At 71.7% G+C, this 12078-nt stretch carries 16 protein-coding genes; 12 read left to right on the top strand and 4 right to left on the bottom strand.

The window, feature by feature from the left end:
- Window positions 1-6: 6 nt before the first annotated feature.
- Together ACYQ1L_RS11150 and ACYQ1L_RS11145 are read right to left on the bottom strand one after the other, a co-directional pair.
- A complete protein-coding gene (locus tag ACYQ1L_RS11150) occupies window positions 7-990 on the bottom strand; it encodes a proline racemase family protein (RefSeq protein ID WP_460004206.1) in 984 nt (327 codons plus the stop codon).
- A 29-nt stretch (window positions 991-1019) separates the two neighbouring features.
- On the bottom strand, window positions 1020-1949 hold the full coding sequence (locus ACYQ1L_RS11145) for an ornithine cyclodeaminase family protein (RefSeq protein ID WP_460004205.1): 930 nt from the start codon (window positions 1947-1949) through the stop codon (window positions 1020-1022).
- A 243-nt stretch (window positions 1950-2192) separates the two neighbouring features.
- Between ACYQ1L_RS11145 and rpsP the strand changes: the two genes are divergently transcribed.
- From rpsP to trmD, 4 genes are read left to right on the top strand one after another with little or no spacing between them, the layout of a single operon-like run.
- Entirely contained in the window at window positions 2193-2627 is a 435-nt protein-coding gene (rpsP, locus tag ACYQ1L_RS11140) for a 30S ribosomal protein S16 (protein ID WP_460004204.1), read from the top strand.
- Window positions 2628-2633: 6 nt separating this feature from the next.
- A complete protein-coding gene (locus ACYQ1L_RS11135) occupies window positions 2634-2864 on the top strand; it encodes an RNA-binding protein (RefSeq protein WP_460004203.1) in 231 nt (76 codons plus the stop codon).
- A gap of 2 nt (window positions 2865-2866) precedes the next feature.
- The gene (gene rimM / locus ACYQ1L_RS11130) at window positions 2867-3472 is read left to right on the top strand and encodes a ribosome maturation factor RimM (RefSeq protein WP_460004202.1); all 606 of its coding nucleotides are present in this window, start codon (window positions 2867-2869) and stop codon (window positions 3470-3472) included.
- Window positions 3462-4160 carry a tRNA (guanosine(37)-N1)-methyltransferase TrmD gene (gene trmD / locus ACYQ1L_RS11125; RefSeq protein ID WP_460004201.1) on the top strand — a complete coding sequence of 233 codons (699 nt, stop codon included), beginning with the start codon at window positions 3462-3464 and terminating at the stop codon, window positions 4158-4160. The genes rimM and trmD overlap by 11 nt, the downstream gene beginning before the upstream one ends.
- Window positions 4161-4229: 69 nt before the next feature.
- On the opposite strand, the gene ACYQ1L_RS11120 is transcribed toward trmD, so the two are convergent.
- Both ACYQ1L_RS11120 and map read right to left on the bottom strand, forming a co-directional pair.
- Window positions 4230-4757, bottom strand: a complete 528-nt coding sequence (locus ACYQ1L_RS11120) for a DUF4190 domain-containing protein (RefSeq protein ID WP_460004200.1) — start codon at window positions 4755-4757, stop codon at window positions 4230-4232.
- An 82-nt stretch (window positions 4758-4839) separates the two neighbouring features.
- Window positions 4840-5622 (bottom strand): type I methionyl aminopeptidase, encoded by a 783-nt coding sequence (gene map, locus ACYQ1L_RS11115; protein ID WP_460004199.1) that lies wholly within the window; start codon window positions 5620-5622, stop codon window positions 4840-4842.
- 102 nt (window positions 5623-5724) lie between these two features.
- On the opposite strand from map, the gene ACYQ1L_RS11110 reads away from it, so the two are divergent.
- The 8 genes from ACYQ1L_RS11110 (at window position 5725) to dprA (ending at window position 12065) form a co-directional block, all read left to right on the top strand.
- The gene (locus ACYQ1L_RS11110) at window positions 5725-6252 is read left to right on the top strand and encodes an MFS transporter permease (protein ID WP_460004198.1); all 528 of its coding nucleotides are present in this window, start codon (window positions 5725-5727) and stop codon (window positions 6250-6252) included.
- A 186-nt stretch (window positions 6253-6438) separates the two neighbouring features.
- Window positions 6439-6789 carry a 50S ribosomal protein L19 gene (rplS, locus tag ACYQ1L_RS11105; RefSeq protein WP_460004197.1) on the top strand — a complete coding sequence of 117 codons (351 nt, stop codon included), beginning with the start codon at window positions 6439-6441 and terminating at the stop codon, window positions 6787-6789.
- A gap of 119 nt (window positions 6790-6908) precedes the next feature.
- Window positions 6909-7691 carry a signal peptidase I gene (gene lepB, locus ACYQ1L_RS11100; protein WP_460004196.1) on the top strand — a complete coding sequence of 261 codons (783 nt, stop codon included), beginning with the start codon at window positions 6909-6911 and terminating at the stop codon, window positions 7689-7691.
- Window positions 7672-8331, top strand: coding sequence for a ribonuclease HII (rnhB, locus tag ACYQ1L_RS11095; RefSeq protein ID WP_460004195.1), 660 nt, complete (start codon window positions 7672-7674; stop codon window positions 8329-8331). The genes lepB and rnhB overlap by 20 nt, the downstream gene beginning before the upstream one ends.
- A gap of 89 nt (window positions 8332-8420) precedes the next feature.
- Window positions 8421-8747: a DUF2469 family protein gene (locus tag ACYQ1L_RS11090; RefSeq protein WP_045252131.1), complete on the top strand. Its 327-nt coding sequence runs from the start codon at window positions 8421-8423 to the stop codon at window positions 8745-8747.
- Between the two features lie 137 nt (window positions 8748-8884).
- Window positions 8885-9247, top strand: coding sequence for a YraN family protein (locus tag ACYQ1L_RS11085; RefSeq protein WP_460004194.1), 363 nt, complete (start codon window positions 8885-8887; stop codon window positions 9245-9247).
- Window positions 9244-10773, top strand: a complete 1530-nt coding sequence (locus ACYQ1L_RS11080) for a YifB family Mg chelatase-like AAA ATPase (RefSeq protein ID WP_460004193.1) — start codon at window positions 9244-9246, stop codon at window positions 10771-10773. The genes ACYQ1L_RS11085 and ACYQ1L_RS11080 overlap by 4 nt, the downstream gene beginning before the upstream one ends.
- On the top strand, window positions 10770-12065 hold the full coding sequence (gene dprA / locus ACYQ1L_RS11075; protein ID WP_460004192.1) for a DNA-processing protein DprA: 1296 nt from the start codon (window positions 10770-10772) through the stop codon (window positions 12063-12065). The genes ACYQ1L_RS11080 and dprA overlap by 4 nt, the downstream gene beginning before the upstream one ends.
- The last annotated feature ends 13 nt before the right edge of the window (window positions 12066-12078 follow it).

The raw sequence follows: 12078 nt of genomic DNA, 5'->3' as shown, positions 1-12078 counted from the left end.
GGGAGCTCAGCGCAGGCTGAAGCCGTCGGGGACCGGGTCGCCCTCATCGAGCTCGAAGGTGCACGACCCGACGCGGTGCGCGAGCCCGCGCACCTCCGGGATCACGCCGTCCGCCGTCCGCTCGGCCACGGTGGCCAGGAAGCGTGTGCCGATGATCGAGTCGTGGGTGAGCTCCTCGCCGTCGCCGAGCTCGCCCGTCGACGCGAGAAGTGCCACGCGGGCCGCGGTGCCGGATCCGCACGGGCTGCGGTCGACCTCGCCGTCGGCGAAGACCGTGACGTTGCGCTGCCACGGGCCGGTCTCGGTGCGGCCGAGGTCATCGAAGAGGATGGTGCCGTACACGCCGCTGAGACGGGCATCGGCGAGCTGCGCGGCAGGGTGCTCGTTCAGCGCCCACTTGATCTCGCGGCCGATCCGGATGAGGTCGGCGGTGTTCTCCGGAACGACGGAGCGCCCGACGGCCTCGGCGGGCAGGGTCGCGTAGACCGCGCCGCCGAAGATGAGGTCGACCGTGACCGGCCCGCGGGACGTCTCCAGCGCGATCCCGCGCGCGAGCACCCGGGATTCCACGTTGCGGAACACCACCTCGGTGATCCGGCCCCGCTCCTGGCGCACCCGCGCCTGCACGCGTCCGCTCGGGACGTCGATCGTGACCGTGGTCTCGCCGTCCGGATCCGACGCGACCCGTCCGGTGCGGACCGCCCACGCGCCGAGCGCGATGGTGCCGTGGCCGCACGCGGTGGAGAAGCCGTCCTTGTGCCAGAACAGCACGCCGAAGTCGGCGCCCTCGTCGTCCCCGGGCGTCAGGAATCCGCCGTACATGTCGTCGTGGCCGCGGGGCTCCAGGCACAGGAAGCGCCGCACCGCGTCCGCCTCGCCCGTCATCGCCTCGACGCGGCGTTCGGCCACCGTCGCGCCGTGCGTGGGTACGCCCTCGACGATGCGGAACGGCTCGCCGGCGGTGTGCCAGTCCTCGGTGGTCCAGATCACGGGGGCTCCTGTCGAACGGCGGGTACGGGTCAGACGGCGCGGGCGGCGACGGCGAGGTCCTGCCAGCCCATGCCGCAGGTCTTCACGACGTGGGGGCGATCGGTCACGGGGGAGACCAGCCCGGTGAACAGCTCGTGCATCGTCACCAGGGCCGCGGGATCCACCGCGCCGGCATCGACGGCGCGGATCACGTCGCCGGCCTCGGCGAGGGCGACGCGGCGGCTCTCCACGATCACCTGGGACCGGCGGAGCAGATCGGCCGGCAGCTCGGCCTTGTGCGCCTCGTGCGAGCCGATCGCGACGATCGCCGCCCCGTCGCGGATCTCGGCGGCGGAGAACAGCGGCTCCGACGCCGTGGTCGCGCACACGACGAGGTCGGCGCCGGCGAGGTCGGCCGGGGATCCGGCGGCGATGTCCGCGCCCGGGGCGAAGGCGCGGGCCGTCTGGGCCGCGGCGGCGGCGCGGTCCCGATCGCGGCTGATGAACCGCACGCTGCGCAGCGGGCGGATCGCGGCGAACGCCTCGACGTGCCGCACGGCCTGCGGGCCGGATCCGAAGACGACGAGATCCCCGGCATCGGGGGAGGCCACCGTGTCGATCGCGGCGGCGGAGACCGCGGGTGTGCGCAGCGACGTGAGCGCCGTGCCGTCCAGCAGCGCGGTCGGAGCGAGCGACTCGCCGTCCAGGAGCACGTACACGGCCTGGATACGCTCGAGACCGCGCGCCGGGTTCTCCGGGGCGACCGTGGCGAGCTTCTGGCCGACGAGACCGTCGATCGCCGCCGGCATGAGCAGCAGCTGACCGTTCGGCACGTCGAGGATGCTGCGGGGCAGGTCATCCTCCGGGTCGAAGCCGCCGCGCAGCACGTCGCCGATCGCGCGGATCGCGGCGGCCATGCTCACCCGGGAGGCGAGTGCGGCCGCATCGATGAGGGCGAGGCCCCCGATGACATCTGACATGCTTAGATCCTAGCCAGTAATATGTCATGCGGTACAGCCCGAGAGCGCGCCGACGAGACACAGGGTGGGGACGTTTCGCGGGTTCGCCGCGGATCTGGCAGAATGGATAGCTGGATCGCCGCTCGACCCTCTATCCGGCCGCGATCCACCCTCAGAGCTTCCACCGGGTGTGCACCCCACGCTTCTGGTGATCAGTTCGCCACTCTTTCGCTAGCAATAGCTTCCACACCATTCAGGAGAATCGTGGCTGTCAAGATCCGTCTCAAGCGCCTGGGCAAGATCCGTGCGCCCTACTACCGCATCGTCGTCGCCGACTCGCGCACCAAGCGCGACGGTCGCGTGATCGAGGAGATCGGCAAGTACCACCCCACCGAGGAGCCCTCGTTCATCGAGGTCGACTCCGAGCGGGCGCAGTACTGGCTGTCCGTCGGCGCTCAGCCGACCGAGCAGGTCACCGCCATCCTCAAGATCACGGGCGACTGGGGCACTTTCAAGGGCGACAAGGACGCGAAGTCCACCCTCAAGGTCGCCGAGGCCAAGGCCGAGTTCCAGGCGGACGCCGCCAAGAAGTCGGTCATCAAGCCCAAGGCCGAGAAGAAGGCGGAGGCTCCCGCTGAGGAGGCCGTCGTCGAGGCCGCCGCCGAGGACGCAGCCGAGGCTGCGACCGACGCGGAGTAATCCGTCGTGCTGGCCGCCGCGCTCGAGCACATCGTCTCGGGGATCGTCGATCACCCGGAGGATGTCACCATCACCACCTCCTCATCGCCGCGTGGCGAGGTCCTCGAGGTGCACGTGCACCCCGACGACCGGGGGCGCGTGATCGGGCGCGGCGGCCGCACCGCCAAGGCCCTGCGCACGCTGATCGCCGCGCTCGCGGACGGACGTCGCGTGCGCGTCGACGTCGCGGACGACTGAGCGTGGCCGGCACCGAACGTCCCACCGGCCGCAACCAGCTGCGCGTGGGGCGCCTCGTCAAGGCGCACGGCCTCAAGGGCGCGCTCAAGCTGGAGCTGTACACCGACGACCCCGCCGGACGCTTCACGCCGGGCGCCGAGTTCACGTTGCAGGTGCCCGAGGCATCTCCGTGGCACGGCAAGACCATCACCGTCCGCGAGTACCGGGTGATGAACGGCAGCTCGGTCGTCTTCTTCGACGGCGTCGAGGATCGCACCGCGGCGGAGAGCCTCGTCAAGGCGATCCTGTGGATCGACCAGGACGACGCCGAGGAGCCCGAGGACGACGCCTGGTACGACCACCAGCTCACCGGTCTCGACGTGGTGCGCGATGACGTCGTCATCGGCCGCGTCATCCGCGTCGACCACCTGCCGGCTCAGGACCTTCTCATCGTGCGGCCGTCGAGCGGCGCCGCCGAGGTCATGGTGCCGTTCGTCTCCGCGATCGTGCCCACGGTGGACATCGCCGCGGGGCGGATCGTCGTGACGCCTCCCGCCGGACTCTTCGAGGAGCTCGAGGAGGACGCGCCGAGCGGACCGGCGGAGCAGGACGCCCCCGGTGCGGATTGACGTCGTCTCGATCTTCCCGTCGTACTTCGACGGACTGACGCTCTCCCTGCTCGGCAAGGCGCAGAGCACCGGGATCCTCGACCTGCAGATCCACGATCTGCGCGACTGGACCCACGACCGTCACCGCACGGTCGACGACACGCCCTACGGCGGCGGCGCGGGCATGGTCATGAAGCCGGAGCCCTGGGGTCTCGCGCTCGACGAGCTCGCGCCTGTCGGCAGCGACTCGCCGCCGACGATCATCTTCCCCTCACCGGCGGGCGAGGTGTTCCACCAGTCGACGGCGCGCGAGCTCGCACAGCGCGAGCATCTCGTCTTCGGCTGCGGCCGCTACGAGGGCATCGACGAGCGGGTCTTCGAGGAGGCCGCGACGCGCGGCGAGGTGCGCCTGATCAGCCTCGGCGACTACGTGCTGAACGGGGGAGAGGTCGCCGTGATGGCGATGATCGAGGCGATCGGGCGTCTCATCCCCGGCGTCGTCGGCAACCCCGAGAGCCTCGTCGAGGAGTCGCACGAGGACGGACTGCTGGAGTACCCGTCGTACACCAAGCCCTCGGTATGGCGCGAGCGCGAGGTGCCGCCGATCCTGCTGAGCGGCAACCACGGCGCGATCGCGGCCTGGCGCCGCGAGCAGCAGCTCGAGCGCACGCGCCGACGCCGGCCGGATCTGCTCGCCGACGAGGCCTGAGTCCGGATCGCCGTCGAGAGCCGACGCCGGCCTGCGCGATGTGCGCTGACGCCGCCTGCGCGGTGCGGGTCAGCGGCAGGTGTACGTCGCGCCGCCGACCTGCCACGTGCCCGGGCCGAGCTCTGCGCACATCGACAGGACGTTCGCGATCGCGATGCCGCCCACCACCATGCCGATGATTCCCAGCACGGTGAACACGAGGCCGATGATGATGCCCGCGACGGCGAGCCCCGTGGGCGCATTCGCGTTCTTGAGCTTGGCCCGTGCGACGAGGCTGAGGATGAGGCCGACCAGCGGAACCACGAAGGCGAGGATGAGACCGGCGATGGCGAGACCCTTGCCCGGGACCGGCGCCGCGTAGGGGCCCTGGCCGGCCGGATAGGCAGGCATGGGGGCGGAGCCGTAGGGAGCCGCCTGCGGCGCACCGTACCCGGGCTGCGGCGCGCCCGGCGCACCGGAGGACGGTGCCGGCGGGGCCGGGACGGGCGGTGCGCCGTATGCGGGTGCCGGGCCGACGGGCGTCGCGGGCGTCGCCGGGTACTGCGGCGGCTGCCCGTTCTGCGGAGCGTACGGGCCGGGCTGTTCGGGGTAGGTCATGCGCTCCTCCTGGGACCGTCGCGCGGCGGACAGCACCGAGTCTAGGGGCGCTCGCGTGCGACGGGCGAGGGTCGCCGTCGGGTCAGTCGACCCCGAGGAAGGATCGGTCCGTCAGGATGATCGGGCCGTCCTCGGTGATCGCCACGGTGTGCTCGGAGTGCGCGCCGCGCGAGCCGTCGGCGCTGCGCAGCGTCCAGCCGTCGGGATCCGTGACGAGCTCATCCGTCGTGGCGAGGAACCAGGGCTCCAGAGCCGTGACCAAGCCCGCACGCAGCGGGAAACCGCGCCCTGCGCGCCCGTCGTTCGGCACATGCGGGTCGCCGTGCATGATCCGTCCGACGCCGTGTCCGCCGAAGTCGGTGTTGATCGAGTACCCCTCGCCGTGCGCCACGGCGGCGATGGCGGCGGAGATGTCGCCGATGCGGTTGCCGACCACGGACGCGGCGATCGCGGCGTCGAGCGCACGCTCGGTCGTGTCGATCAGCCGCAGATCCTCATCCCGCGGCGTGCCCACGACGAAGGAGACCGCCGAGTCCGCGACCCAGCCGTCCACCGAGACCGCGAAGTCGAGGGAGACGAGGTCGCCGTCGCGCAGCGTGTAGTCGTGCGGCAGCCCGTGCAGCACCGCATCGTTCACGGACGTGCAGATGACCTTGCCGAACGGGCTCGCGCCGAAGGACGGGTGGTAGTCGATGTAGCAGGACTCGGCACCCGCCTTGCGGATCATGTCGTGCGCGCGCCGGTCGATCGAGAGCAGGTTCGTGCCCACCTTCGTCTCCGCACGCAGCGTCGCGAGCGTCTCCGCCACGAAGCGTCCGGCTGCCCGCATCTCCTCGATCTCGGCGGGGGTGCGCAGTTCGATCATTCCCAGTCCTCTCGTCCTGTCCATTCTCTCCCACCGGCCGGCGGCCGACGCTCACAGCGAACGTGCGGATCGACGGCGTCCATCGCGACGTAGCATCGCGATATGTGGATCCGGCGCGCGTTCTTCTCCTGGCTGTTCCCGGCCGCCCTCGTGCTGCCGCTGTGGCTGTTCATCGGCTGGGGCGTGTTCCAGGCCGGGGGATGGGCGTTCCTCTGGGTGCTGTTCGTGGCGCTCCCCTCGGTCCTCGTGGGCGAGGTCGTCCTGGCCTTCCTGGTGCGCGCACGTCCGACGGTGCGGGAGCAGCGCGCGGTCTCCTGGCGTGACGTCATCGGGTTCACGCTCTGGCACGCGCTGACCGTGGCTCTCGGGTTCTTCCCGAAGGATGCGTTCGGCTGGATCCTCGCAGCGACGATCGTCGCGTTCCTGGGGCTGTTCTGGTCCACCCTGTGGCAGCTGTTCAGGGACGTCGCCGCTCGCGGACGAGCGGCGCTGGTGATCGACAGCGACCCGATGCGCGCTTCGAGCTACGGTGACCGTGGGGAGGCCGTGCGCGAGCGGGCGAGCCGGAACCGCGAGGTGATCGTGATCACCGAGACCGCGCCGCCGGGCGACGGTCGCTCGGAGCACTGAACCGGCCGCGCCCCCGGCGTCCTCGTTTTGGTGCGGTTCCCGATCCGTGGCAGAATGGTTCCTTGTGCCGTGACCCGGTTCTGCCTCAGGGGAACCCGCGGACGCCTCGCGCGCCGTTCGGCACACACCATCCTTGTATCCCTTCCACATGCATGCGACCTGAGGCGAGTGCAGAGAGAGACGATCATGCAGATCCTCGACGCCGTCGACGCGGCTTCGCTCCGCTCCGACATCCCCGAGTTCTTCCCCGGCGACACCGTCAAGGTGCACGTCAACATCGTCGAGGGCAGCCGCTCACGTATCCAGGTCTTCCAGGGCGTCGTGCTCGGCCGCTCGGGCGACGGAGTCCGCGAGACCTTCACGGTCCGCAAGATCAGCTTCCAGGTGGGCGTCGAGCGCACCTTCCCGGTGCACTCCCCGGTGATCGACCACATCGAGGTCGTCACCCGCGGTGACGTGCGTCGCGCGAAGCTGTACTACCTGCGCAACCTGCGCGGCAAGAAGGCGAAGATCAAGGAGAAGCGCGAGGCGCGCTGATCCATCACAGCTTTTCGAGAAGCGCCCCGGGACACGCCTCCCGGGGCGCTTCTTCGTGCCCGGACGTGAGAAGCTGGAAGACGCCGTCGACCGACGGCAGGAGCCGTGAAGGATGGCGCATGACGGAAGAGATCGCGGCCGGGCCCGTAGAGGCCGTGCAGGAGCCGGCGGTGCCGCGCAGACGCGGCTGGGTGATCTTCCTCCGCGACGTCGTGGTGATCCTGCTCATCGCCATCCTCGTATCGTTCCTCGTGAAGACGTTCGTCGTGCGCAGCTTCTACATCCCGTCCGGATCCATGGAGAACACGCTCCTGATCAAGGACCGGATCCTGGTCGACGAGATCACCCCGCACTGGAACGGCTACCACCGCGGCGACGTCGTGGTGTTCAAGGACCCGGGAGGCTGGCTCCCGCCCACGCCGGCTCCGGCGCCGCGTTCTCCGCTCTTCGAGGCGGGCGAGTGGTTCCTGACGCTGATCGGGATCGCTGCACCCGACTCGGACGACCACCTCGTCAAGCGCCTGATCGGTCTGCCCGGGGACCACGTGGTGTGCTGCAACTCCCTGGGGCAGATCACCGTGAACGGCGCACCGATCGACGAGTCGTCCTACCTCAAGCAGGGAGTGGGCGACAGTCGCGCCTCCAGCATCCCGTTCGACGTCACGGTGCCGGCGCACGCCGTGTGGGTCCTGGGCGACAACCGCACTCGCTCGGAGGATTCCCGCTATCACCAGGATCAGCCCGGGGGCGGCTTCGTGCCGATGGACAACGTCGTCGGCCGCGCGTTCCTGATCACCTGGCCCTTCGACCGGTTCGGTCTGGTCGACGGGCACTACGCCGTCTTCAATGGCGTCTCGAGTCCGCAGCATCAGGGGCGCCGCCGTGGTGGTCGTCGAGCCTAGCCTGGTGCTCGAGCGGCGGCTGCTGCGCGAGCACACCCTCCTCATCGCGCTCGACGAGGTGGGCCGGGGCGCGTTGGCCGGCCCCGTCGCCGTGGGCGCCACCGTGGTCGACGCGGCGGCGGCGCGACGCCGCGTGCCGCACGGCCTGCGCGACTCCAAGCTCGTGCCGGAGAAGCGACGCCCCGAGGTCGCGGAGCGCGCCGGTGCATGGGCGCCGGCGAGCGCGGTGGGATGGGCGGCGAGCACGGAGATCGACGAGATCGGCATCATGCGCGCGCTCGGCCTCGCCGCGTCCCGTGCGATCACCGCGGCCTGCGGGGACGTCTGGGACGCCTCGGCGGCGCTCGTCATCCTGGACGGCAACTACGATTACGTCTCCGCCGTGCACCCGGTGCCGCTCAGGGTGCGCTCGATCATCAAGGGCGACCGCGACTGCGCTTCCGTGGCTGCGGCATCGGTGCTCGCCAAGGTCGCGCGGGACGCGCTCATGGTCGAGCTCGCAGGGGAGTTCCCCGACTACCAGTGGGAGCGCAACAAGGGCTACGCGAGTCCGGAGCACCGCGAGGCCATCCGCCGCGGCGGTCTCACCCGCCATCACCGCTCGTCCTGGGCGATCATGGACGCGCCGACGCTGTTCTGACTCGCGCTCGCGCCCTGCGTTCGCGCTCCTGTCTCCGGAGTGACGCCGCGCCCTCGGCACCCGATCGCCTCTCGTAGGATGGAGAGACCATGGATGACGACGCCTTCGACGACTACGACCGTGAACTCGAACTCGCCCTGTACCGCGAGTACCGTGACGTGGTCCTGCAGTTCCAGTACGTGGTCGAGACCGAGCGTCGCTTCTACCTCGCCAACGAGGTGAACGTCGTCCGCCGCGACACCGAGCACGACTTCTACTTCGAGGTCGCGATGAACGACGTCTGGGTGTGGGACATCTACCGGGCCGACCGCTTCGTCAAGTCGGTGCGCGTGCTCACCTTCAAGGACGTCAACGTCGAGGAGCTGTCCCGGCGCGAGTTCGAGCTTCCTCAGGAGCTGTCCCTCGACGGCGAGTGAGACCGGACGGCGGCCTCGCCGCCCGCCCGTCACGTGGAGCGCGGTGACGGCCTCCACAGGCTGAGTTCCTGGCGGGCTCTGCACCGTTCGTGCGACCGCGCCTCCGCGGCCTCGCCGCAGTGGCCAGGCTGTCGGTCATGGCAGCCAAGGACGAACTCGGACGCGCGGGCGAGGACCGCGCCGTCGCGCACCTGACCCGGCTCGGCTATCGGATCCTGGACCGCAACTGGCGGTGCGACCAGGGGGAGCTCGACGTCGTGGCGCGGCGTGAGGAGACGCTCGCCTTCGTCGAGGTGAAGACCCGGCGCACCCTGGACTTCGGCCACCCGTTCGAAGCCATCGACGAGCGCAAGCGGCAGCGGCTCTGGCGGCTCGCCCACGCCTGGGTGCGGGAGCACCCCATGGCGAGCCGGGGCTGCGCGCTGCGTCTCGAGGCGATCGGCATCGTCGGCGCGGATCCCGCGATCGGCTCCCTCGAGCACCTTCGGGATCTGCGATGACTGCGCGCACCTGGGCGGTCGCGCTGACCGGTCTGAACGGCCACATGGTCGACGTCGAGGCGGATCTGTCCCAGCTGACGCCGGGGTTCGACCTGATCGGCCTCGCCGACCGTGCCCTGGGCGAGGCGGTGCGGCGCGTGCACAACGCCTGCCGGAACAGCGGTCTGGACCTGCCCCGCCGCAAACTCACGGTGAACCTGTCCCCGGCGAGCCTCCCGAAGCACGGCTCCGCGTTCGACCTCGCGATCGCGATGGCGGCATTCGGCACGGCGGGCGGCCTGGACCAGGCATCGCTCGCGCGTACGGTGCACCTCGGGGAACTCGGTCTGGATGGCCGCCTCCGGCCGATCCCCGGGGTGCTCCCCGCGCTGCACGCCGCACGCGACGCCGGGTTCGAGCGCGCGGTGGTGCCGTTCGCGAACGAGGCGGAGGCGCGCCTCGTCCCCGGGGTCGAGGTGCACGCCGCGGTCAGCCTGGCCCACGTGGCGCTGCTGCACGGCGCGGAGGTGCCCGATCCGGGGGATCCGGAGCCGGTGCTGTCCGCCGCCGCTGCGCAGACGAGCGAGCCTGCGCTGGAGCTCGCAGACGTGATCGGCCAGGACGACGCCGTCGCCGCGCTGGTCGTGGCCGCGGCGGGCGGCCACCATCTCCTGCTGTCCGGACCGCCGGGCGCCGGCAAGACCATGCTGGCGAGACGCCTGGCGGGCATCCTGCCCGACCTGGACGAGGAGCTAGCCCTCGAGGCCGCCTCGATCCGGTCGCTCGCCGGGGAGACGCTGACCCGGCTGGACCTGCGCCCGCCCTTCGTGGCGCCGCATCACAGCGCCTCGGCCGCGGCGATGATCGGCGGGGGCTCGCGTTCTGCGAGACCCGGCGCGATCGCGCGTGCGCACGGCGGTCTGCTCTTCCTCGACGAGGCGGCGGAGGCGCCGGGCGTCGTCCTCGACGCGCTGAGGCAGCCGCTGGAGTCCGGCTCGATCGAGATCCATCGGGCCGAGTTCACGGCCCGGTTCCCCGCCCGGTTCCAGCTCGTGCTGGCCACGAACCCCTGCCCCTGCGGCGCGTTCGGCGTCATCGGGGAGGAGTGCATCTGCCCGCCGTCGGCGATCCGGCGGTACGCCGCACGGCTGTCCGGCCCGATCCGCGACCGGCTCGACATCGAGGTGCGCGTCGCGCGCGTGTCGGCCGCGGACGTCACTTCTCCCGCGCGCGGGGCGCTGACCACGGTCGCGGCACGGGCGCGCGTCGAGGAGGCCCGCGAGCGGGCGGCGCACCGCTGGCGCGGCACGCCATGGCGCCTCAACGCGCATGTGCCCGGCACGTGGCTGCGCCAGGGGGAGTTCCGACTTGCCGCCGACGCCAGGGCGCCGCTCGACCGCGCGCTGCAGCGGGGCGCGCTGACGCTGCGCGGATACGACCGGGTGCTGCGGATGGCCTGGTCGGTTGCCGACTTGGATGGTGCCCCGGCCCCCGAGCTCGCCCACGTGGGTCGGGCGCTGTACCTCAAGAAGGGAGCCGTCGCATGAGCGCGACAGCACACAACCGGCGACCCGCCTCGGACGAGTCCGCCCGCGCGGACGGCCCGGGGGCGCGGGAACTGCGGCGGAGCCTGCAGGCGCTGCGCGCGGATGCGCGGTTCCTCGGGGAGGCGAATCGGATCCGGCCCGACGGCACAGATCCCGCTGTGCGCGATGCCCTGATCTGGAGCCTGCTGTGCGAACCCGGGGACGGTGTCGCCGGTGCGCTGATCGGGGCGCTCGGACCCACGGACGCGCTCGACGCCGTGTTCGGCGGCAGGGATGATGGCCGCCGTTCCACGCAGGGCGCGGGCGACGGCGATGATCGAGCCACCGCCGATCGCGAGCGGCCGGCCGCTGCCGCGCTGCGGGACGCGCGGCGGCGCTGGGCGCCCCGGCTCTCCGCCGAACCGCACCTCGCCGCGTTGAAGACGGCGGTGCGGATCGGGGCGCGCCTGCTGCTGCCTGCGGATCCGGAGTGGCCGGACGCGCTCACGGATCTCGGTGCGCACGCGCCGCGCGGGCTCTGGGTCCGCGGAGACGCCACGGCGCTCGGCGATCCGGGTGTCGCCATCGTGGGAGCCCGGGCGTCGTCCAGCTACGGCGAGCACGTCGCGGGCGACCTTGCGGGCGAGCTCGCCGCGGAGGGGATCGTGGTGTTCTCCGGCGGTGCGTACGGGATCGACGGCACGGCGCACCGCGCCGCGCTCCGGGCCGGCGGACGCACGGTCGCGCTGCTCGCCGGCGGCGTGGACCGGCCGTATCCGAGCGGGCACGCGCAGCTGTTCGAGCGGATCGTCGCGAGCGGCGCGCTCGTGAGCGAAGTGGCGTGCACGGTGGCGCCGACGAAATGGCGGTTCCTCGCCCGGAACCGCGTGATCAGCGCCCTGGCGCGCGCCACGGTCGTGGTCGAGGCGGGCGCGCGGAGCGGGTCGCTGAACACGGCCGGTCACGCCGCCGAGCTCGGACGGCCACTCGGTGCGGTGCCCGGGCCGGTCACGTCCACGACGTCCGCGGGCTGTCACCGTCTGCTCCGTGACTACGACGCGCGCTGCATGACCTCGGCCGCGGACGTGCGCGAGCTCCTCGGCATGACGCGCACGGCCCCGCGTCCGGTGCAGGAGGACCCGGACATGATCCGGCTCGCCGATGCCCTGAACGCGCGGACGCCCAGGAACAGCCTCGACCTGGCACGGCGCAGCGGCCTGAGCGAGGAGCGGGTCGAGGCACTTCTCGGGATACTCGAGCTGGACGGCAGCGCGATCCGCACCGAACGCGGGTGGCGCAGCGTCCTTCGATGATCGATCGAGAACG

The organism is Microbacterium xylanilyticum, from assembly GCF_054654695.1.
The sequence above is the reverse complement of the archived record's forward strand: the minus strand, read 5'-3'. Positions and strand labels throughout refer to the sequence as shown.

Excerpts from the sequence above, each read along its gene's own strand:
- ACYQ1L_RS11145 (WP_460004205.1), bottom strand. The coding sequence starts at position 1,949 with ATGTCAGATGTCATCGGGGGCCTCGCCCTCATCGATGCGGCCGCACTC.
- ACYQ1L_RS11120 (WP_460004200.1), bottom strand. The coding sequence starts at position 4,757 with ATGACCTACCCCGAACAGCCCGGCCCGTACGCTCCGCAGAACGGGCAG.
- map (WP_460004199.1), bottom strand. The coding sequence starts at position 5,622 with ATGATCGAACTGCGCACCCCCGCCGAGATCGAGGAGATGCGGGCAGCC.
- ACYQ1L_RS11110 (WP_460004198.1), top strand. The coding sequence starts at position 5,725 with ATGTGGATCCGGCGCGCGTTCTTCTCCTGGCTGTTCCCGGCCGCCCTC.
- rplS (WP_460004197.1), top strand. The coding sequence starts at position 6,439 with ATGCAGATCCTCGACGCCGTCGACGCGGCTTCGCTCCGCTCCGACATC.
- lepB (WP_460004196.1), top strand. The coding sequence starts at position 6,909 with ATGACGGAAGAGATCGCGGCCGGGCCCGTAGAGGCCGTGCAGGAGCCG.
- ACYQ1L_RS11090 (WP_045252131.1), top strand. The coding sequence starts at position 8,421 with ATGGATGACGACGCCTTCGACGACTACGACCGTGAACTCGAACTCGCC.
- ACYQ1L_RS11085 (WP_460004194.1), top strand. The coding sequence starts at position 8,885 with ATGGCAGCCAAGGACGAACTCGGACGCGCGGGCGAGGACCGCGCCGTC.
- ACYQ1L_RS11080 (WP_460004193.1), top strand. The coding sequence starts at position 9,244 with ATGACTGCGCGCACCTGGGCGGTCGCGCTGACCGGTCTGAACGGCCAC.
- dprA (WP_460004192.1), top strand. The coding sequence starts at position 10,770 with ATGAGCGCGACAGCACACAACCGGCGACCCGCCTCGGACGAGTCCGCC.